Annotated in this window: 19 protein-coding genes, 2 tRNA genes and 1 other annotated feature; of the genes, 12 read left to right on the top strand and 9 right to left on the bottom strand. The window is 45.9% G+C overall.

What is annotated here, in order from left to right; translation table 11 throughout:
• Positions 1-50: 50 nt before the first annotated feature.
• Positions 51-1,787, top strand: a complete 1,737-nt coding sequence (locus P2A85_RS13675) for a condensation domain-containing protein (RefSeq protein WP_377480932.1) — start codon at positions 51-53, stop codon at positions 1,785-1,787.
• A gap of 17 nt (positions 1,788-1,804) precedes the next feature.
• Entirely contained in the window at positions 1,805-2,326 is a 522-nt protein-coding gene (locus P2A85_RS13670; protein ID WP_377480929.1) for a transposase, read from the top strand.
• A gap of 231 nt (positions 2,327-2,557) precedes the next feature.
• On the opposite strand, the gene P2A85_RS13665 is transcribed toward P2A85_RS13670, so the two are convergent.
• The 5 genes from P2A85_RS13665 to P2A85_RS13645 form a co-directional block, all read right to left on the bottom strand.
• Positions 2,558-3,793 carry an ATP phosphoribosyltransferase regulatory subunit gene (locus P2A85_RS13665; protein WP_377481491.1) on the bottom strand — a complete coding sequence of 412 codons (1,236 nt, stop codon included), beginning with the start codon at positions 3,791-3,793 and terminating at the stop codon, positions 2,558-2,560.
• Positions 3,794-3,940: 147 nt separating this feature from the next.
• On the bottom strand, positions 3,941-4,870 hold the full coding sequence (locus P2A85_RS13660) for a tetratricopeptide repeat protein (RefSeq protein WP_377480926.1): 930 nt from the start codon (positions 4,868-4,870) through the stop codon (positions 3,941-3,943).
• Positions 4,871-5,116: 246 nt separating this feature from the next.
• Positions 5,117-5,929, bottom strand: coding sequence for an inositol monophosphatase family protein (locus P2A85_RS13655; RefSeq protein ID WP_377480923.1), 813 nt, complete (start codon positions 5,927-5,929; stop codon positions 5,117-5,119).
• Between the two features lie 31 nt (positions 5,930-5,960).
• Positions 5,961-6,581 carry a thermonuclease family protein gene (locus tag P2A85_RS13650; RefSeq protein WP_377480920.1) on the bottom strand — a complete coding sequence of 207 codons (621 nt, stop codon included), beginning with the start codon at positions 6,579-6,581 and terminating at the stop codon, positions 5,961-5,963.
• A 26-nt stretch (positions 6,582-6,607) separates the two neighbouring features.
• A complete protein-coding gene (locus tag P2A85_RS13645; protein WP_340524904.1) occupies positions 6,608-6,976 on the bottom strand; it encodes a 2Fe-2S iron-sulfur cluster-binding protein in 369 nt (122 codons plus the stop codon).
• A gap of 214 nt (positions 6,977-7,190) precedes the next feature.
• On the opposite strand from P2A85_RS13645, the gene P2A85_RS13640 reads away from it, so the two are divergent.
• Positions 7,191-7,277: transfer RNA gene (locus tag P2A85_RS13640), tRNA-Ser, on the top strand.
• A 307-nt stretch (positions 7,278-7,584) separates the two neighbouring features.
• Here P2A85_RS13640 and P2A85_RS13635 read toward each other — a convergent pair.
• Positions 7,585-9,351: an EamA family transporter gene (locus tag P2A85_RS13635; RefSeq protein WP_377480917.1), complete on the bottom strand. Its 1,767-nt coding sequence runs from the start codon at positions 9,349-9,351 to the stop codon at positions 7,585-7,587.
• Positions 9,352-9,534: 183 nt separating this feature from the next.
• On the opposite strand from P2A85_RS13635, the gene P2A85_RS13630 reads away from it, so the two are divergent.
• Positions 9,535-9,771: a hypothetical protein gene (locus P2A85_RS13630; RefSeq protein WP_377480914.1), complete on the top strand. Its 237-nt coding sequence runs from the start codon at positions 9,535-9,537 to the stop codon at positions 9,769-9,771.
• Positions 9,772-9,886: 115 nt separating this feature from the next.
• Here P2A85_RS13630 and P2A85_RS13625 read toward each other — a convergent pair whose 3' ends face one another.
• Positions 9,887-11,767, bottom strand: a complete 1,881-nt coding sequence (locus tag P2A85_RS13625) for an inorganic phosphate transporter (protein ID WP_377480911.1) — start codon at positions 11,765-11,767, stop codon at positions 9,887-9,889.
• A 67-nt stretch (positions 11,768-11,834) separates the two neighbouring features.
• Here P2A85_RS13625 and rplS point away from each other — a divergent pair, with 67 nt between their 5' ends.
• The 8 genes from rplS to rplL all read left to right on the top strand — a co-directional run bounded on the left by rplS (position 11,835) and on the right by rplL (position 16,624).
• The gene (gene rplS, locus P2A85_RS13620; protein ID WP_340526073.1) at positions 11,835-12,218 is read left to right on the top strand and encodes a 50S ribosomal protein L19; all 384 of its coding nucleotides are present in this window, start codon (positions 11,835-11,837) and stop codon (positions 12,216-12,218) included.
• 131 nt (positions 12,219-12,349) lie between these two features.
• Positions 12,350-12,422: transfer RNA gene (locus tag P2A85_RS13615), tRNA-Trp, on the top strand.
• A gap of 413 nt (positions 12,423-12,835) precedes the next feature.
• A complete protein-coding gene (gene secE, locus P2A85_RS13610; RefSeq protein ID WP_340526071.1) occupies positions 12,836-13,069 on the top strand; it encodes a preprotein translocase subunit SecE in 234 nt (77 codons plus the stop codon).
• Positions 13,066-13,704, top strand: a complete 639-nt coding sequence (gene nusG, locus P2A85_RS13605; protein ID WP_341740182.1) for a transcription termination/antitermination protein NusG — start codon at positions 13,066-13,068, stop codon at positions 13,702-13,704. Before secE ends, nusG begins: the two co-directional genes overlap by 4 nt.
• 3 nt (positions 13,705-13,707) lie before the next feature.
• Positions 13,708-14,133, top strand: coding sequence for a 50S ribosomal protein L11 (gene rplK, locus P2A85_RS13600; RefSeq protein ID WP_194061482.1), 426 nt, complete (start codon positions 13,708-13,710; stop codon positions 14,131-14,133).
• Positions 14,134-14,553: 420 nt separating this feature from the next.
• Positions 14,554-15,267: a 50S ribosomal protein L1 gene (gene rplA, locus P2A85_RS13595; RefSeq protein ID WP_377480905.1), complete on the top strand. Its 714-nt coding sequence runs from the start codon at positions 14,554-14,556 to the stop codon at positions 15,265-15,267.
• Between the two features lie 36 nt (positions 15,268-15,303).
• Positions 15,304-15,478, top strand: a sequence feature (ribosomal protein L10 leader region).
• Positions 15,479-15,510: 32 nt separating this feature from the next.
• Entirely contained in the window at positions 15,511-16,095 is a 585-nt protein-coding gene (gene rplJ, locus P2A85_RS13590) for a 50S ribosomal protein L10 (RefSeq protein WP_377480902.1), read from the top strand.
• Positions 16,096-16,231: 136 nt separating this feature from the next.
• Positions 16,232-16,624, top strand: coding sequence for a 50S ribosomal protein L7/L12 (gene rplL, locus P2A85_RS13585; protein WP_377480900.1), 393 nt, complete (start codon positions 16,232-16,234; stop codon positions 16,622-16,624).
• A gap of 292 nt (positions 16,625-16,916) precedes the next feature.
• On the opposite strand, the gene guaD is transcribed toward rplL, so the two are convergent.
• Positions 16,917-18,245: a guanine deaminase gene (gene guaD / locus P2A85_RS13580; protein ID WP_377480897.1), complete on the bottom strand. Its 1,329-nt coding sequence runs from the start codon at positions 18,243-18,245 to the stop codon at positions 16,917-16,919.
• Positions 18,242-19,660 carry an NCS2 family permease gene (locus P2A85_RS13575; protein ID WP_377480894.1) on the bottom strand — a complete coding sequence of 473 codons (1,419 nt, stop codon included), beginning with the start codon at positions 19,658-19,660 and terminating at the stop codon, positions 18,242-18,244. Before P2A85_RS13575 ends, guaD begins: the two co-directional genes overlap by 4 nt.
• Between the last annotated feature and the right edge of the window lie 22 nt (positions 19,661-19,682).

Raw genomic sequence — 19,682 nt, 5'->3', positions numbered from 1 at the left:
CGTAAATGTTTTCGCGGACATAATATAAACAATTGAGTAGCATTTAGTATATGTCAAAACCCCTTTTCATCCCCGTAGATTTTGACCCCTTTACCAAGGGGGAATTACAGTCAACAGTCCCCACCACAGAATCACAACAGGAAATTTGGCTCTCTGTACAGATGGGAGACGATGCTAATTGTGCCTTCAATCTCTCAGTGGTGCTAAATTTATCGGGTTCTCTCAATATAGAGGCGTTGCACTTTGCTATTTCTGCGATCGTCCAACGACATGAATCTCTAAGAAGTACCTTTAGTCCCGATGGTTGTCAGTTATGTATTGCTCCTAGTATCAAGTTTGATATCCCTTTGATTTCACTAGAAGAAGTGTCTATTGATGAGCAAAAACTAGCTTGGCAAAGGATTCAAGCAGATGCCGTCAATGAACCCTTCGATTTGATTTGGGGACCAGTATTTCGGGTTAAATTAATTAGGCTCAGTCCCCAAGAACATCGGCTCCTGTTTACCGCCCATCATATTATTTTTGATGGTTGGTCTTTAGGCGTTTTTTATGCTGAGTTATCAACCCTTTACAATGCCAAAAAACGAGGTGAAATCCCCAAAATTCCTGATGTTGTTCCCTTTAGTGAATATGCTATTTTGTCGCAACAACAGATGAGAACAGAAGCCTATTTATTGGCTGAAAACTATTGGTTAAACCGACTTAATCCCCCCGTTCCTCCCTTAAATTTGCCCACCGATCGCGCCTATCCCCAAGAGCGAAGTTTTAAGGCCGATCGCGAAAATTGGGAGATTCCTGCCACAACTATCGTCCCCCTGAAAAAAATCGGGATGAGTCAGGGGGCTACATTTATGATTACGTTAACGGCAGCTTTTGAAGTTTTTCTCTATTCCCTTACTCAACAGTCAGATTTTGTTCTCGGTATCGCGATCGCGGGACAATCAGTCAGCGATAAACTGCAATTAATCGGACATTGTGTGAATTTGCTGCCTTCACGCACTCAGATTAACCCAGGAATCACTTTTTTAGATTATTTGCGCGGGCGCTCTGACATTTTAATGTCAGATATTGAACATCATCAGCTTACATTTGGCAGTTTGCTGAAAAAGTTAAAGTTGAGCCGACAACCCAACCGAATTCCTTTAATTTCGATTAGATTTAATGTCGATCGAGTGACGAAACCGCAACAACTTCACTTAGACGGATTAACGGTTGAAAGTTCGATCGGACCACGATATTACGAAAACTTCGAGCTCTTTATTGATGGTTTAGAAACCGAGAATAAATTAGTGTTACGGTGTTACTATAATACAGATTTATTTGAAGCTCAAACCATCTCTAGCTACCTGCAAGAATTTGAGAAGCTACTGAAGAAGATGGTGGATAATCCCCAATTGGCGATCGCTCAATATGCAGAACTACTCAGTCCAGAGATACAAGCACGATGTTTACAAATACCCCATGAATCATCTGTAGCCAACATCAATAAAAACGGTACAATTACGCCATTACTTGAGCAAAGGACAACCCCAAAAACAGTCTTGGCGATCGATGCACTGGAAACAAAACTAATAGAGATTTGGGAAAATATTCTCCAAACTCAACCGATTTCAGTTGAAGATGATTTTTTTGATTTGGGAGGAAACTCTTTACTGATGATAATTCTCAGCGTAGAGATTGAGAAACATTTTGCCATAAAATTGCCCTTACGTTCATTATTTTCAGCATCAACAATAGAGGAGTTAGCGAAGATAATCCGTCAGAAAAAATGGCTCTTCCGTACTTAGTGTGCTAAAATATTAAGATGTTTCTCACCCAAGTTTGGGCTGTAATGAGCCAATCGGTGCACGTAGTAAGGGATTGGCTCATTACAGCCCCAGGGGGGGTTCATGAGGTCAAAAAAATCAGGATTGTTATGAATAAATTAATGACCGAGATTCTGAATTTACCTGGAACGATAGTCGAAGAGATTCAAGAAATAGAAAATACCTTAATTTTGTTTGTTAAATCAGCTTCCAAAACAGCAATTTGCCCCCGTTGCGGTCAGCGAAGCCATCGACTTCATCAGAATAAAAGACATTTAGTTAAAGATTTACCGTGGGGCGAGCGAGAAGTAATGTTGTCTTACAGAAAAAGCGTGAAAACAATTCGGAGATGGTTCGGCGAGATAGTTGGTTACTTTGAATCAAGAACAACTAATGGGGTGGTCGAAGGAATCAACAATAAATTAAAATTATTGAAACGCAGTGGCTTTGGATTTAGAAATTTTGATAATTTTCAATTGCGTGCTTTACTTTTGTGGCATTTACCTCAAGTCGTGAATTAAGTTGAGAGTCTAAGTCATTAATTTATTCATAGTTAATTATCCAGCCTGAAGAAGTAGGGGAGTTAATGATTCAATTCCTTACTACGTGCGGAATTGAATCATTAACTCCTGACGAAAGTGGCAAATATTTTAATATTTTAGCACACAAAGTACGGAAGAACCGTTTTTTGTAGAATATTTACAGTCCCGACTTCTCTAAAAAGTCGGGTTCTCGCTTTTTTTTCCCAACTATTAATTTACCATTTCAATTGTCGGGAATCCTTCCGCATTCACCCAAGCAATTTGAGCAATGCGTCGATCGCGCGCATATTCCCGCACCCCATCCACAGTCTCCCGACTCTCCAAATCCATTTCTACCCGAACTACATCGCTAGACTCTCGGAGTTTTCGAGCATAAACAAAAGCCGCAGCCTCCGCATCAGAGGTTTGAGGCACAACCAAAAAGTCGCTGGCTGGGGTCTCCTTCGCCAATTGACCCTCATTTAACAAAATTTGGTGCAAATCTTCAATATTCAAACAAAACCCAATTCCAGCGTGATTTTGCCTCTTAGGATCGAACAATCCCAAGAGGCGATCGTACCGTCCCCCTTGTCCCAACACTCGCTGTCCCGTCTTGGGACTACTGACAACTTCAAACACAATTCCCGTGTAGTAGTCAAAGGTTTGAATCAAACTCAAGTCTAGGTGGATATGGGATTTCAGATTCGGGATTTGGGATTGACATTTGTACAGCAATTCGATCGCCGATTTCAGATTATTTAAGGCTGCTTGTTGTGGCTCATCTAAATCGAGCTTTGCCACAACAGGAAACACATCTTCTGGGCGGCCCCGCAAGTCAAATAATAGTAGAGCTCTTTCTCGCAATTCCTTAGACAGCGGTAAATTTTCCAAGCCTACTCGATCGAGATTGGCGATCGCCCCCCGAACTTGGGAGCGCACATTTGGCGGAAACGGTTCCAACAAACTAGCAGTTAAACCCGCTTCTCCCAGCACCAAATGCCAGTCATCAATTTCTAAACCCTGCAAGCACTCAGACAGCAGTAGTAGCACTTCCGCATCAGCCATCGTCCCCCCGGAGCCTAGCAACTCTACCCCTGCTTGATAGAACTCCTGCTGCCCCCCAGAGCCTGTATCGGGGCCTTTGCGGAACACATTCGCGTTGTAATATAGACGCTGAGGCTGCCAGAGAGTCCCGGCCATCCGCATCACAGCAGCGCGGGCGATGGAAGCAGTCAATTCTGGACGCAAGCCTAGTTCTCCATCGACGGCATCTTGCAATTGAATTAAGGTCGATCGGTCGATCGCCCCTCCAGCCATCAATGTCTCCAGCCTTTCTAGAGTCGAAGTAATAATCCGGTGATAGCCCCAGCGATGAAAAACTTGCTGCAAACGGCGTTCGATCGAAATTTTTTGAGCTACGTCAAGGGGCAATAAATCTCTTGCGCCCGATGGGGGTTGGTGAACCATATCAATTTGGGATTTTAGATTGGGGATTTTCGATGCAGCTACAAACTTAGCTTGAGGGGACGATGTTAAAGTCGAACCTGACCAGTTTAGCATTCGACTTTAACCAATTCAACTATCACCAAGTCTAATTTTTTTGCCTCCGTCTCATCATTTCTTCTTCCCCCCACCAAACAAATTGGAAAAACTCGCAAAAAAGCCACCTTGCTTATCCTCACCCTTTTTAGCTTTCGCCCCGGAAGCTGGCTGTTCCAGCTTTTTCTTCACTTCCAAAGCCATCGGCTCTTCTGGATTAGATACCAAAGCTTTTTGCACCTCCAGCTTAGCCATTGTTCCTTGACCTTGCATCAAATAACACATTGCCAACATAGCGTGACACTTGCTATTTTTCGGTTCGCGCTTTTGAGCTTCCCTCAACTCCAAAATTGCTTTGGCGTAATTTTTGCTATCCATGAATCCTTGAGCACGGCGACAATTTTGTTCCACCAGGGAATCTTTGTTGGTAGTCGTTGGAGGAACAACCGGAGTTGGATGTACTACTTTTGATTCTATTTTTGGTGGCTTTTCCGGTTTCGGAGTTACCACCCCGGTTGGAATCATGACGTTTTCTTTTCGCAGCAGGTAAACCAGATTGAGTTCGCTCATTTGATTGATGACCTCTTGGGCTTGCTCAGCGGATTCGTATTGCTTCTCCGCCAGTTTGCTCATTGCGGTTTTGTAAGTTTCTTCCCAATTTCCCGCCCTGGCTAACTGTTTGGCTTCTGCGCTTTCGATTTGCTGTTTCTCTTTTTCTTTCGTGGCCCGCTTGCTGATAGCCGTTACTAGCAAATTATATTCTTTGCGATCGCTTTCCTTGGAGAATTTGTTGTAAGCGGGATTGACCACTTTTGACAAAAACTGATTAGCCCAATCTTTATCAGCTTGACTTTCAAAAGGGCAAGTATCCGAGTGCAAGCGGCGGACTATTTTCATGTAACGCTTGCGGATGTCGTTAAACTCAGCATCTAAGGGAACTCCCAAAATTGCGTGCTGATCTGTAAAGTCAAACTTAAACAGCCCTTTTGTCATTTCAAAAGACATAAATGTTACTCTCCTTTTCCAGGCTTGTGACGATGCTTTATTCTTTAATGTAGCTTCTGTTAAGGGGTTATGACCCCCGTACTAATGCTTAGCCCTCGGCTCCGGGCGGCTAGGGCGTGTTTTCTCTCCCCGGAGATCCCCCCTAACCCCCCTTAAAAAGGGGGGAGAAAGAAGCTCTTTCGTCCCCCTTCTTAAGGGGGATGCGAGGGGGATCAGGATCTGATGGATCAGGCAAGAAAACACGCCCTACCCCCAAGACGATAAAGGGGGTGTTTTGAGCAATGCGTCGCTAAGTTCAGCGTGAATCTTGCCGTTTGTCGCCAAAACTCGACCAGAGTTAATCTCAAAGGGACTCTCGTCATAGGCTGTAACTTTACCTCCAGCTTCCGAGACAATGACTACGCCGGCGGCTACATCCCAAGGGGACAGTCCCCGTTCCCAGTATCCATCTAAACGGCCGCAGGCGACGTGAGCTAGGTCTAGAGCTGCCGATCCACTGCGTCGCACTCCTTGGGTGAGGTGGGTGAGGTGACAGAATTCGGCATAGTTATTATCGGCTGTTTCCCGTCGATCGTAAGCAAAGCCAGTAACTAACAAACTTTTGGTCAATATAGAGGTTTGGGAAACGGAGATCGCCCGTCGATTGCGGGTAGCACCCAATCCTTTGGCAGCCCGAAACAATTCGTTATGAAACGGATCGAAAATTACGCCAATTTGTGGTACTCCTTCAATTAAAAGTCCGATCGACACACAGGCAAATGGATATTGGTGGGCATAATTAGTTGTACCGTCCAAAGGGTCGATCGCCCACAGGTATTTGCTACTGGCATCCCCTAATTTACCTGATTCTTCAGCAAGTATCCCGTGGTCGGGTACATGACGACCCAGAATTTCTAAAATGACGGCTTCGGAGGCTTTGTCGGCTTCTGTAACTAAATCTCCCGATCGACCTTTTTCTTGAATTTCTTCTAATTTTCCGCAGAAAGATTGCAGAACGGAACCAGCAGCGAGGGCCGCTTCGGTGGCTATTTCTAATAAGTCTTGAATTTTGTTAGTCATTTGTTATTTGTTATTTGTTATTGATTATTTGTTATTTGTTATTTTGCTGGCGAAATTCTCCGGGAGTTTGACGCAGCGGCTGTTTAGGATTCCAAATCCCTTTACCCATTAGTCTCGCCCATTCTTGAGCATTGACAAGTCGCTGCTGGTACTTCTTGTTAGGCGAGCGCACTGTTGCCAAAGCATAGCCTTCTTTAACTAGCCGTTCATTGACCAACACTCCATCTTCCCACAAATAGGCTAAGAAGCGATCGAACCTATCTTTCTCTTCAACATCTAATTCTAACAACACCTGTTTCCCGCCAATAAGCTGTTCCAGTTGGTTTTTGGCTGCTTCTCCCCAAGGCTGTTGCTTTAAATCCGGTGCTTCAATCCCAATCAACCTAACTTGTTCTAACAGGGCAATTTTGTCTGCTGTACGGACAATTTCGATAGTTTGTCCGCTGACAGTCCGTTGTACTTTCACTAAAGTTCCTGTGGGAATTTCCGGTTTTTGGCAGCTAACTAACAACCAACAAAGGGCGATCGATAATAGCCGATGCAGAAACTTTCGGCATTGGACACTTATGCCCAGCGTAACCGCAGCATTAGTCCTTGCGTACTTGAGCCTCGCGTAGCCAAAACCTAGGAGATGAAGAATGAAACTTGGCATTTTGCATATTTCCGTAGGCATTGCGCTCACTCTTCATCTAATGGCAAAGCCACACGCACTTTACCTTTCCCGAAGTAGCGCCCAAATTGAAGTTCATATACTTCATCTTCATCTTGCGTCTCTACTTCCATGTTGGAACGAGGATAACTGACACACAGCAAAGCATAACCCTCTTTTTGCAGTTCCACCGAAAGTCCCATTGCTTCTGGCTGGTAAAGTTCCCCCGACTTGACACGGACAGCACAGGCCGTACACGCGCCGTTGCGGCAAGAATAGGGTAAGTCTACTCCTTGATTTTCCACGTTTTGGAGGATGTAGCGGTCTTCGGGTACTTGCACTGTGTGGCACGAGCCTGTTTGTCTGTTGTGAATTGTAATTGTGTAAGAGCGAGTCATGGAATTTTAGATTTTAGATGTGGGATTTTAGATTTGAGTTTGGAGACCAAATTCTTGATATGAATCGGTTTGCGACATCTGGAAGCAGAATTTGCCCTACTTGTTTTACGCCCTATCCACATTAAACAATAAATTTATGCCCTTAGGCCTTGCCAAATCAGATTTCTTCTGATAAGGTAGTAAAACTGTGGCTAAAAAAACAAAGTTCAGCTTTGGAGAGGTGGCCGAGTGGTTGAAGGCGCAGCACTGGAAATGCTGTTTGGGGGTGACTTCAACGAGGGTTCGAATCCCTCCCTCTCCGTTGTATCTTGTTATACAAGCTTTACAGCAAAACGACTTAGTTAGATATCTAACTAAGTCGTTTATTTTTGGTCTGCTTTTATACAACTTAGCGGGCTTGGGGGCTGCCATAGTCTGGGGCCCTAAAAAAAAGCAGAAATCAAATAAATAGCCTTTCTCAGTTAGGTGAGGTAATGGGTAATGGGGCACTTTGGCTCTAGCGTTGTCGAAGTATAGGGCATTACTAATTACCTATTACCAATTACCTATTACCAATTCTAGATCGTACCTCCTATGAGAGATCGAAAGGCTATAGCCGTTAATCAAGCTCAAGAAGCCTTCTTTTTAGGAGCCACTATCCGTTCCACACTCATAGCAGCGACGCTCAATGTCACCACAGCCATGCCGAGAATTGCCACAGGCTTTAACTTCTCATTAATTATCAGAAATCCGAAAAGTGCAGTCATCGCCGGCCCCAAAGTGCCAATGACTGATGCTAAAGCAGCCCCCGCAAATCGGATTGCAAAATTATTTAAAAAATAGCTAAACAGCGTCAGCACACCTAAAATTACACCCCCAACAATCAAACCAGGCCAAACATTTTGGTCGATACTAGGAGCAAAATTTTCTGACAGTGGCACCCACAAACTCAGGGCAGAAAACACAAAAATCGCGGCAAAATTGACTAAACTAAAAGGAATTGGATGCAGTTTGCCAGCGACCATTTGCATCAGCAATACGTAGCCAGCAAAAGTAATCCCTGAACCAAGTGCGGCTGTCACTCCCACTGCCACATTACCACCGCCAGGAGCCGGAGAGGCAAAACTGGACCACCCAGCTAAAATCAAGCCTGCGGTAATACCGCAAATCGCTAACAATCCCACTGTGCTGGGGCGTGAACCAAACAAGAGCCAAGAGCCGAGTACCGTGACGATCGGATAAATAAAGAAAATGGTAATGGCAATTCCCGCCGGAATATTGCCGATCGCCAAATAAATCAAAACCTGAGACAAAAACAGAAAAAATGCGCTTCCTAAAACCTTACTCCACAAAGCTCGATCGCCAGACTGGAACAACCGCCTAATATCTTTCCAGACAGAAGGATAAAGAAATGTCGCCAACACAGGCATCAAAGCCATCACCACGATCAACCGCATCAATAAAATCAACAGAGAATTTCCAAAACCAGGAGTCACAACCCCAGGCACTTCAAACCAGCCGAAAATCATCCTAGGATTGCTGCTTTTAATCAGAATTCTCAAACTAACATTAAATATCGACAATACCACCGCTGAAGACAAAGCCAACACCAAACCGATCTGCATTTGAGAAGGTGCTTTAGCCACGGCTGCTGTCGGCTGCACCGGATGGGGCCGTGGAACTGCTTCGTGGCTATCAGCAGGTACAGCAGGCATAATTTGTGGACGGACAGAATTAGTTAATTCCTCTGGATAGGAATCTTCTGCATCAAAAGGATTGTCAAGATATGCTTCTTCTTCTTCAAGTTCTGCCCTGATGCGGTTAACCAGATTCTGCAATAACTCTTCGCCTTGTCGCTCCAAGGTTTGCATATTGTTTAGCCGCACCGACAATTCACTTTCATAGCTGCTCAAATCTTGTTGCAGCATCTGAAAACTGCGATCGATCCGATCGTCTAGCGCCGCCAATAACTCAGAAGCTCGTTCATCATAGTTGCTTGGTGGCATCGGTATGGGGAACTCGCCACTGGGAATAGGACTACTGAGAGAATGTCCAGAATTAGCACTGAGTTCGTTAAACCGCTGCACTAACAAATCTTGGAGATTGTGAGCCAAAACTTGAGCCAACTGTTTGAGCCACAACTGCTGCTGATGAATATATCTGCCCGACAAAGATTCCATTTGCTGAGACTGCAATTTACGATATTGCTGTCTCAGGCCTTCAATATCCTGGATCAAGTGATTTTTTTCACTTTGGAGCCGTGTAATGTCCTGATTTAACTGACCCTTGACATTTTCATGCAAAGCGTCCAGTTCCTGAATCACGGAGTTAAGGACTTGTTCTGCCGATTTGGCATCCTCTGGATCGCCTGCTGAGTATTTGTTCTCTTGCACCATTATTAACGTATAACCTCTAATTTAAACTGTACGTTCAGTATTCTGAACTATCTTTTAAATTAGTTGACAATTTTCAGTCACTTTATCTAAAAGACGGCTGACACTATAGTAGTTGCTAAGTTGGAGAGTAAAAAATTGGGTCAAACGAAGCTATCCCGGAGGGAATCGCCCGAAGAACACTTTGTGCAATTAGAAATTATACTACAACGCCATGCTGAAGCACTCGAAGCCGAAGTCAGAGCTTTGCAAACCGCAGATGAAACCGCCCAGTGGTCTGGTGACTGGAAGCGTTACTACAACTGGCGTTTCGCTAGAATTTTTGCCTCTGTAAAGATTTTTCGCAACTGGGGTGCAGATGCTGCTGCTTGGCAACTACTGCCACTGCGACAGTATCCCAATCGAGGCAATCAGAAGGATTAGTTCGTTGTCAGTTGACAGCAATTAGGTAGGTGCCGTACAACGCAACTATGTAAACCATCGAAAGTATCCCAAGGCCCTCTAGTCCATGACTATTTTATTGAGTGGGCTAGTTTTTCTATTTGAATACAATCCATTGAACGATACTGAAAATTCCGGCACCCAAACCAGCGGCGATCGGAATTGTGACTAACCAAGCCGAACCAATAGACCGCAAAGTTTGCCAACGTACAGATTGCCAACTATTGACAAGTCCCACTCCTACAACTGCACCCACTAAAGCATGGGAAGTGGAAACAGGCAACCCCAAGCGGGATGCTAACAAGACAGTAGCAGCCGTGGCTAATTCTGCACAAAATCCCCCACTTGGTTGCAGTTGGATGATGCCCTCCCCCACTGTGGCAATCACATTTTCGCCCCAAAGGGCCAAACCGATGACTATTCCGACACCTCCGATGACTAAAATCCACAAGGGAACACTGAAATCATTCAGAGGAAAGGAACCTGTGCGACGGATATAGGCGATCGCAGCTAAGGGCGCAACCGCATTACCTACATCATTGGAACCGTGGGCAAAGGCCACAAAGCAGGCACTGAGCGCTTGAAATCTGGCCATTTGTTGCTCGATGAGAGAGAGAGAAAGGGGAGTTCCCTCTTGTTTCCCCCCTTGGGGAGTTCCCTCTTGATTCCCCCCTTGGGGGGGGTAGGGGGGGGTTCCCTCTTGCTTCCCCCCTTGGGGGGGGTAGGGGGGGGTTCCCTCTTGCTTCCCCCCAACGGGAGTTCCCTCTTGATTTCCCTCAACGGGAGTTCCCTCTTGTTTCCCCCCAACGGGAGTTCCCTCTTGCTTCCCCCCAACGGGAGTTCCCTCTTGATTCCCCCCTTGGGGGGGGTAGGGGGGGGTTCCCTCTTGCTTCCCCCCAACGGGAGTTCCCTCTTGCTTCCCCCCAACGGGAGTTCCCTCTTGCTTCCCCCCAACGGGAGTTCCCTCTTGCTTCCCCCCAACGGGAGTTCCCTCTTGTTTCCCCCCAACGGGAGTTCCCTCTTGATTCCCCCCTTGGGGGGGGTAGGGGGGGGTTCCCTCTTGCTTCCCCCCAACGGGAGTTCCCTCTTGCTTCCCCCCTTGGGGGGGGTAGGGGGGGGTTCCCTCTTGATTCCCCCCAAAGGGAGTTCCTTCTTGATTCCCCCCTTGGGGGGGGTAGGGGGGGGTTCCCTCTTGATTCCCCCCAAAGGGAGTTCCTGCTGATGCTAATTTTTGCCAGCTAGTTTGGGTCAAGGCCATAGTTGCGATCGCCCCAAGGCCAATCGTCACATCCTGTACTGGAATATTCCAGCCAAATCTATGGTGGATTTGGGCCAAAATTCCTGTCTGCACAAAGGCCACATCAACAATTGACGGCAATACAATAATCCCAAATATGCTCAGCATTGCTGTACTCAGCCAAGGTATCCATTCGCGCATTCGATCCAGAGGGTCGGGTCGATCGAGAATCGAATACTTGACTAAACTGTAAAATATGGCGGCTAAAGCACCACTGGCGAATGGTGTCGCCAGCCAAGTTAGGGAAATAGTCCCGATAGTTAGCCAGTCAACAGCACCAATGCCCGCAGCTACCCAGCTAAAACCGGCGATCGCACCTACCACCGCATGAGATGAAGAAACTGGTAAACCCATACGGGTAGCGATTTGCAGCCATAAACCACAAGCTGCTAGCACTGACACCATCCCGATTAAAAATACTTGGGGCTCCTTGGCAAAGACTTCTGCATTTACTACTCCCGTTGCCAGAGTTTCGGAAACTCCTTTGCCGAAAAGCACCGCACCTGTGAATTCCAGTATGCCAGCCACAATTATTGCCTGCTTGAGCGTTAGCGCTTTTGAGCCTACCGATGTTCCCATGGAGTTAGCGACATCGTTAGCACCCAAATTGGCCGCGACGTACAAAGCTAGTGCTGCGATCGCCAACAGGGGTATAATTTCGCCCACAGAAATATTTAACATAAAGTTTTTTTGACATAAAACAGGCAGTTCGATATATGATAAGGGATTGTGAGTTTTGGAAAATCTTATGAAAGGCGCAGAAATAATCCGCTCCCTGGAGATGGAAGAAATAGATAGAGTCAAGGTAGAACTCAGCAAAGTGCTCCCCGAAATTTACGTCGGCGACACAGTGCGAGTCGGGGTGAAAATTAAAGAAGGCAATAAAGAACGGGTTCAGCCCTACGAAGGCACTGTGATTGCCATGCGTAACGGCGGAATTAATGAAACTATTACTGTGCGCCGTGTATTTCAGGGTGTGGGTGTAGAACGGGTGTTTTTGATTCACTCGCCCCGCATTGCCACGATCCAAGTGATGCGACGCGGGAAAGTCCGCAGAGCCAAGCTGTACTACCTGCGCGATCGGGTGGGCAAAGCTACCCGCGTCAAACAGCGGTTCGATCGCTCTCTTTAGGAATGCACTCAGGCTATTCCCCATTCCGAAATTGGAAATTGTCAAAATTTCAAAAAAAGTTTCCAATTTACGAGCGCACTGTGTTAGAATAAAATTCTAGAGGTTAAGCAAATATTCGCAACCTCACCTGTGCGCTCTTAGTTCAGTTGGTAGAACGCAGGTCTCCAAAACCTGATGTCGGGGGTTCAAGTCCTCCAGGGCGCGCTGAATCACCAAAACTTAAATTCTGCCCGAAAGCGCCCGGATTATTAGCTGGTAACAGCGGAAATCTCAAGCTTTTGGGTAGAATTAATTTTTGTGGGCGGTTCGCAAAAATCAGGACTTGCAGCAATGCAAATAGGGTAGGGCAGACCCGAATTAACGCTTGGGGAGAATCCCACCTCTAGTCTAGATGACGGCACGACTCTAGGTTAAGTGGTTTCGTTGAACCAAGAATCCCCGCGCCTGATTGTCGGGGAATGTCAAGCTCAGATAGATTTGGCTTGTCAAGTGGTTGCTTTAGATTTGAGATGGAAATTGGGCTAAGTGGTTAGTGTCAAAAAATCTGAGACCCGATCGCCACTGACACAATCTAAAATCTAAAATCTAAAATCTGAAATCGCAAGGGGGATTCAATTGTGGCAAAAAAAGACGAAGCTCAAGAAACTCAAGAAATAACAGCGCCTGGGTTTGACCCTGCGGGTTTTTTTAAGGAAACGAGAGAAGAACTCGAGAAGGTAGTTTGGCCGAGTCGCCAGCAGCTAATCAGCGAGTCTTTGGCAGTGCTTTTGATGGTAATCCTCTCAGCAAGCCTGATCTACTTGGTGGATAACTTCTTTAACTGGGGCGCAGCAAAGGTGTTTGGACCATGACTTTTGCATCAGAAGAATCTGAGTATTCCACAGAAACCACCGCAGAAAAAGGCTCGCCAGAGGTTCCGGCGATCGTGGCTCGCTGGTATGCTGTTCAGGTTGCTTCCGGCTGTGAAAAGCGGGTGAAGGCAAACTTGCAGCAGCGAATTCAAACTTTGGATGTTGCAGATCGCATTGTTCAAGTGGAAATTCCGCAAACTCCGGCGATTAAAGTCGGTAAAGACGGTTCCAGACGGCAGTCAGACGAAAAAATCTTTCCCGGCTATGTACTCATCCGTATGTTTATGGACGAGGATACATGGCAGGTGATCAAAAATACCCCGAACGTAATTAACTTTGTCGGGGCAGAGCAAAAACGCCGCTACGGGCGCGGCAGGGGTCACGTCAAACCGCTACCTCTGAGTCACTCAGAAGTAGAACGGATCTTCAGAAATGCTCAGGAATCAGAACCAGTTGTCAAAGTATCGATGGCAACAGGAGACCACGTTGTGGTACTTTCCGGGCCATTTAAGGATTTTGAAGGTGATGTGATTGAAGTTAGCCCGGAACGGAACAAGCTCAAAGTTTTACTCTCGATTTTTGGGCGCGATACGCCTGTAGAATTAGAGTTCAATCAGGTTCAGAAACAGAACTAACTAATGGCAAAGAAAGTTGTTGCAGTAATTAAGTTGGCGATTACGGCGGGAAAAGCCAACCCAGCTCCTCCCATCGGCCCGGCCTTGGGTCAGCATGGCGTCAATATCATGATGTTTTGCAAGGAGTACAATGCTAGAACCGCAGACCAAGCGGGTCTAGTGGTTCCAGTAGAAATTTCGGTTTTTGAAGACCGCAGTTTTACGTTTATTCTCAAAACCCCGCCGGCGTCGGTTTTGATTCAAAAAGCGGCTGGGATTGCAAAAGGTTCGGGAGAACCTAATCGCAAGCAAGTAGGCAAGATTACCCAAGCTCAACTGCGAGAAATTGCGGAAACAAAAATGCCTGACCTTAATGCTAATGATGTTGAGGCGGCCATGAAAATTGTGGCTGGAACGGCTAAAAATATGGGCGTGGCGATCGCGGATTAAAGTCAGTTGACAGTTGACAGTTGCAGTTCCCTGAGCGTAGTCGAAGGGTCAGTTGATAGTTGACAGTTGACAGTTGCAGTTCCCTGAGCGTAGTCGAAGGGTCAGTTGATAGTTGACAGTTGACAGTTGCAGTTCCCTGAGCGTAGTCGAAGGGTCAGTTGATAGTTGACAGTTCCCTGAGCGTAGTCGAAGGGTCAGTTGCAGTTCCCTGAGCGTAGTCGAAGGGTCAGTAATTCCTGATTGTGAAGGTAAAATCTTCAATTCTTTAATCCAAAATCTAAAATCCAAAATCGCTCGATTCAGGGGGAGAAGCAAAGCTTCGCTAGGAATCGAACAAATTTTAGAGATCAGATTGGCTGATAAGTTCAATCTAAAATCTAAAATCTAAAATCTAAAATCGACAGACCCCAAAAAATCAAAATGGCAAAGAAAGTATCGCGAAGACTGCAAGAACTTCAAAAAAAAGTTGAAGAAAGAGCTTATCTACCACTAGAAGCTCTGGAACTTTTGAAAGAAACAGCTACAGCCAAGTTTGCTGAGTCGGCTGAAGCTCACATCCGTCTAGGAATTGACCCAAAATATACTGACCAGCAGTTGCGGACAACTGTGTCGTTACCCAAGGGAACTGGTCAAGTAGTCAGAGTTGCGGTGATTGCTAAGGGCGAAAAAGTTAAAGAAGCCCTGAATGCTGGTGCAGATATTGCTGGTTCTGAAGAGTTGATCGAGGAAATTCAGAAAGGCATGATGGATTTTGATTGCCTCATTGCGACTCCAGACGTGATGCCCTTGGTGGCAAAATTGGGTCGATTGCTTGGCCCTCGCGGTTTGATGCCTTCTCCCAAAGGTGGGACGGTGACTGCTGACGTTGCTCAGGCGATCAACGAGTTCAAAGGTGGTAAGATGGAATTCCGTGCCGATAAAACCGGCATCGTTCATGTTATGTTTGGCAAGGCTGCTTTTTCAGCAGAAGATTTGCTGGTTAACCTTCATGCTTTGCAAGAAACTGTTGACCGCAACCGTCCTTCTGGTGCAAAAGGTCGCTACTGGCGGAGTTTGTATGTATCCGCAACAATGGGCCCGTCGATCGAAGTCGATATCAGCGTCCTGCGTGATACTAAACTTGATGCTGGCTAGAAAGAATACTAATTTCTGTGTTCTCTCGTCAAAGCCTAATCCAAAATCAATAAGCTGAAGACCGCAGGTGCCGATCGCGCTTAATTTCCTGCCGAGGCTGAAGAACTAAAAACTCAGGATTGAAAGATTTAAAAGTGACTATTTTTAATTCTTTATTCTTAATTTTTAATTCTCTGCCCCGGCTCCCAGGTCGGGGTTTTTGATTGTCAGTTTTCGATCATCCTTAAAGGAGGTGAAATAAGTATGGGCAAAAGTTTAGCAGTAAAAAATGAGATTATTGCAGACCTCAAGCAAACCTTGAGCGAATCTCAACTGGTAATCGCGATCGACTACAAGAGTTTAACTGTTGCAGAAATCACGGATTTGCGCCGGCGCTTGCGTCCGAAAGGTAGCAGTTGCCAAGTCGCAAAAAACACGCTAATGCGAATTGCGGTTGAAGGTAACGAAACCTGGCAGCCGATGCAGGAATTGCTGACTGGTACGTCGGCCTTTCTATTCGTGCAAGAAGATATCGGCGGCGCGATTAAAGCTTACCAAGAATTCCAAAAAGTCTCGAAAAAGACTGAACTTCGCGGCGGCGTGATGGAAGGACGGGTACTGAAAGAAGCTGATGTTAAGGCATTAGCCGATCTGCCATCGAAAGAACAACTCATGGCTCAAATTGCTGGTGCTATCAACGGTGTGGCTACCAAGCTGGCTGTGGGTATCAATCAAGTTCCTACTTCGATCGCTCGCGGTCTCAAAGCTTATGCTGAAAAAGACCAAAACGGCGATTCAGTAGAAGCCGAAGCAGAAGCACCAGCAGAAGCAGAAAGCGTATCTGCTTAGTTATTAGTCATTAGTCATCAGTCATTAGTCATTAGTGTGGATTCACAGACTGACGAATGGAGACAAGAGACTAATAATTAATGAGCAATCGAAAATCCAAAATCCAAAATCTAAAATCGAATTAGGAGTTCAACAAATGTCTACTGCAACTGATGAAATCTTGGAAAAACTTAAGTCTTTGACTTTGCTCGAAGCATCTGAATTGGTCAAGCAAATCGAAGAAGCTTTCGGCGTTAGCGCTGCTGCTCCTGTCGGCGGCATGATGATGATGCCCGGTATGGGTGGTGGAGCCGCTGCTGAAGAAGTAGAAGTGCAAACCGAGTTTACTGTCATGCTCGAAGAAGTTCCTGCTGACAAGAAAATCGCAATTCTGAAGGAAGTCCGCGCGATTACCGGTCTTGGCTTGAAGGAAGCGAAAGACTTGGTAGAAGCCGCACCGAAGGCAGTTAAGGAAGCTCTTGGTAAGGATGCTGCTGAAGAAATGAAGAAACAGCTTGAAGCTGTGGGCGCAAAGGTATCTGTCAAATAGTAATAGAGTATAGCTGACGGGTTTAAACCTGTCGCTATCAGACCTCAGTCTTTAACATAAAGACTGAGGTTTTTTTGTCAATGACAGAACTAATATTTATAGTAACCGCCAAGGCTGTTAAGGTGATTTGTTTCTTGCTCCCTTCGACTCCGCTCAGGGAGCAAGAAACAAAGCGTCTTGGCGACTGCTATTGTTGACCGTTGTATAGGAATGATTTAACCACAGAGAACACAGAGGACACAGAGTCCGAGAACAGAGAGATGAATAATTCAGATGAAGAGAGGATTTGATCTTATTGAGCATGGACAAGTTCACCCATAACATAGGTTGCTACAATTGTTCGGTCGTCGCCTAAGACGATCGTACTGAATAGCTGCTCCCCTAATTCTTCTATGGTGATTGGTGTCATCTGCTCATTGTTTTGCTCGTTTCTAAATGCCATAACTGGAGTTGCTCGTGGATTGAGAACCACAAAGTCTGCTTCTTTACCTACATCAAAGTTGCCGATTTTATCTTCCAGCTTTAGCGCTCTTGCTCCACCGAGTGTGGCTAGGAACATGGCTTGAAACGGTGAAAGCTTTTGCTGCTGAAGTTGAGCTACTTTGTAAGCTTCACTGGCAGTTTGCAACAATGAAAAACTGGTTCCAGCTCCGACATCGGTGGCTAAACCAAGCTTAATTGGTGCGTGTTTGGCGGTAGCCTGCTCGATATTAAACAATCCGCTGCCCAAGAACAAATTAGAAGTTGGACAGAATGCGATCGCGGCTTTTGTCTGAGCGAGTCGATCGAATTCAGCATCGGTTAATTGAACACAATGGGCAAAGATGGAGCGCTCTCCCACCAAGCCAAATCGATCGTAAACATCCAGATAGCCCTGACTGTCTGGAAACAGTTGTTGCACCCATTCCACTTCCTTCATGTTCTCAGAGAGGTGCGTATGCAAATAGGTGTCTGGAAATTCGCTTAAAAGCTGGCGGGCGTAGGTTAGTTGTTGGGGGGTTGAAGTTGGTGCAAATCGGGGCGTGACAGCATAGAGCAAGCGATTTTTGCCGTGCCATTTTTCGATGAGCGCTCTGCTCTGGTAGTAAGACGACTCGGCTGTATCACAGAGAAAATCGGGAGCATGGCGATCCATCATCACCTTACCTACGATCGTGCGGAGATTTCTGCGATCGCATTCCTCAAACAATGAATCTACTGATTCTGGAAATACAGCTCCTAGTACAACGGCAGTTGTCGTACCATTGCGTAATAATTGGTCGATAAAAATTGGCGCCACGCGATCGCAATAAGCTTTATCTTTGAATTTATGCTCGGTGGGAAAAATATATTTCTCTAGCCATTCTAAGAGTTGTTCTCCGTAGGCCCCAATAATTCCAGTTTGAGGAAAATGAATATGTAGATCGATGAATCCAGGCAAGAGGAGACGATCGGGATAAGACTCAATGGCAATCCCAACATACTTCTCTTTTAGTAACTCATAATCACCAAGCTCTTTGACCTTGCCCTGTTCTAAAACGAGTAATCCGTCTGGAATATAGCGAACACTCTCCGATTCAGACACATAGAAAGGATCGTCAACAAAATCTAAAATTGCACTGCGAAACCCTTTCAAAGTCATTGATGAAACCTCACTGCCATAAAGATGAATCGAGCAATGAAGATAGCAGCAATGATCCAAGTACCTCTAGGAACTTGATGAGCTTTCCCTTGCATCAATTTCACCAGCGGATAAGCAATGAAACCAAAGGCTAACCCTTCAGCGATTGAGTAGGTTAGCGGAATCATAAAAATGGTCAGAAACGCCGGAATTACCTCAGCCATGTCATCCCAGTCAAGTTCCCTAACTTCTGCCAGCATCATTGCCCCAACAATCACCAATGTCGGAGTTGTAGCAAACGCTGGAATCGCTTGAATCACCGGAATGAAGAACAGTGCTACTAGAAATAATGCACTAATCACCAATGCCGTAAATCCGGTGCGTCCACCTTCTGCAACACCCGCAACCGATTCAACATAGGCAGTGACGCTAGATGTGCCAAACAGCGGTCCGACTGTTGTGCCAATCGCATCTGCCATCAGCGCTTGATTTGCTCTGGGCAGTTGCCCATCCGTGGTAATATAGCCAGCTCGCATCCCTACACCCGTGAGAGTGCCAATAGTGTCAAAAATATCGACAAACAAGAACACTAACAACACTGCAACCCAATCAACAAAGTTTTGAGCATTCAGATTCTGCAATCCTATAATTGCTTGCCCAAACAGATCCGTTGGCATTGTAGGTATCGCAAACAGTCCAGTTGGAGGGGGTGAAACATGGAGCACCCAAGCCAGGATAGCGGTGCTGGCAATCCCCAATAGCAATGCACCTTTGACTTGTCGCACGACTAACCCTGCCGCGATCAGAATCCCGATGCTTGCGAGCAAAGTATTTGGTTCTGCAAAGCTGCCGAAAGCTGTCTTTGTGGCTTCGTTGGTCACAATCAGGCCTGCCCCACCTTTAGTAACATCGCCGGACAAACCGATGTAGGCGATAAACAATCCAATTCCACCGGCGGTTGCGTGTTTAATTGAGGACGGAATTGCTTGAATCAATAAGCGCCGCACATCAGTAAAAGTCAAGGCCATAAAAATTAAACCCTGAACGAACACACAGGAGAGGGCTAGCCGCCAGTCAATCTTCAAGCCCAATACTACAGAAAAGGCAAAAAAGGCATTTGTTCCCATACCGGGTGCCAGTCCAAAGGGATAGTTGGCAAAAACTGCCATGCAAAAGGTAGAGATTGCTGAGGCAATGGCGGTGGCTACGACTAATTGAGAAAATAAATCACCAGATTTTTCCAGAAAAATGGCGTTTGAGAGAATGATCGGATTCACAACCAGGATATATCCCATGGTCATGAAGGTGGTGACACCAGCCAAAATCTCTGTTCGGAAATTAGTGCGGTAGAAGTTAAACTTAAAGTAATTGGCAAGTTTTGCTTGCCAACCTCTATATACGTATGGCGGCCGCACTTCTACTTCGGTTTTGCTCATGTAATGCTCCTCAACAATAGTT

Origin of the sequence: Microcoleus anatoxicus, from assembly GCF_042465725.1 — a bacterium.
GTDB classification, from domain to species: Bacteria; Cyanobacteriota; Cyanobacteriia; order Cyanobacteriales; family Microcoleaceae; genus Microcoleus; species Microcoleus anatoxicus.
This window is presented reverse-complemented; position numbering and strand designations above follow the sequence as displayed.

Coding starts and splice junctions, on each gene's coding strand:
- P2A85_RS13675 (WP_377480932.1), top strand. CDS start 51: ATGTCAAAACCCCTTTTCATCCCCGTAGATTTTGACCCCTTTACCAAG.
- P2A85_RS13670 (WP_377480929.1), top strand. CDS start 1,805: ATGTTTCTCACCCAAGTTTGGGCTGTAATGAGCCAATCGGTGCACGTA.
- P2A85_RS13665 (WP_377481491.1), bottom strand. CDS start 3,793: ATGGTTCACCAACCCCCATCGGGCGCAAGAGATTTATTGCCCCTTGAC.
- P2A85_RS13660 (WP_377480926.1), bottom strand. CDS start 4,870: ATGTCTTTTGAAATGACAAAAGGGCTGTTTAAGTTTGACTTTACAGAT.
- P2A85_RS13655 (WP_377480923.1), bottom strand. CDS start 5,929: ATGACTAACAAAATTCAAGACTTATTAGAAATAGCCACCGAAGCGGCC.
- P2A85_RS13650 (WP_377480920.1), bottom strand. CDS start 6,581: ATGCCAAGTTTCATTCTTCATCTCCTAGGTTTTGGCTACGCGAGGCTC.
- P2A85_RS13645 (WP_340524904.1), bottom strand. CDS start 6,976: ATGACTCGCTCTTACACAATTACAATTCACAACAGACAAACAGGCTCG.
- P2A85_RS13635 (WP_377480917.1), bottom strand. CDS start 9,351: ATGGTGCAAGAGAACAAATACTCAGCAGGCGATCCAGAGGATGCCAAA.
- P2A85_RS13625 (WP_377480911.1), bottom strand. CDS start 11,767: ATGTTAAATATTTCTGTGGGCGAAATTATACCCCTGTTGGCGATCGCA.
- rplS (WP_340526073.1), top strand. CDS start 11,835: ATGAAAGGCGCAGAAATAATCCGCTCCCTGGAGATGGAAGAAATAGAT.
- nusG (WP_341740182.1), top strand. CDS start 13,066: ATGACTTTTGCATCAGAAGAATCTGAGTATTCCACAGAAACCACCGCA.
- rplK (WP_194061482.1), top strand. CDS start 13,708: ATGGCAAAGAAAGTTGTTGCAGTAATTAAGTTGGCGATTACGGCGGGA.
- rplA (WP_377480905.1), top strand. CDS start 14,554: ATGGCAAAGAAAGTATCGCGAAGACTGCAAGAACTTCAAAAAAAAGTT.
- rplJ (WP_377480902.1), top strand. CDS start 15,511: ATGGGCAAAAGTTTAGCAGTAAAAAATGAGATTATTGCAGACCTCAAG.
- rplL (WP_377480900.1), top strand. CDS start 16,232: ATGTCTACTGCAACTGATGAAATCTTGGAAAAACTTAAGTCTTTGACT.
- guaD (WP_377480897.1), bottom strand. CDS start 18,245: ATGACTTTGAAAGGGTTTCGCAGTGCAATTTTAGATTTTGTTGACGAT.
- P2A85_RS13575 (WP_377480894.1), bottom strand. CDS start 19,660: ATGAGCAAAACCGAAGTAGAAGTGCGGCCGCCATACGTATATAGAGGT.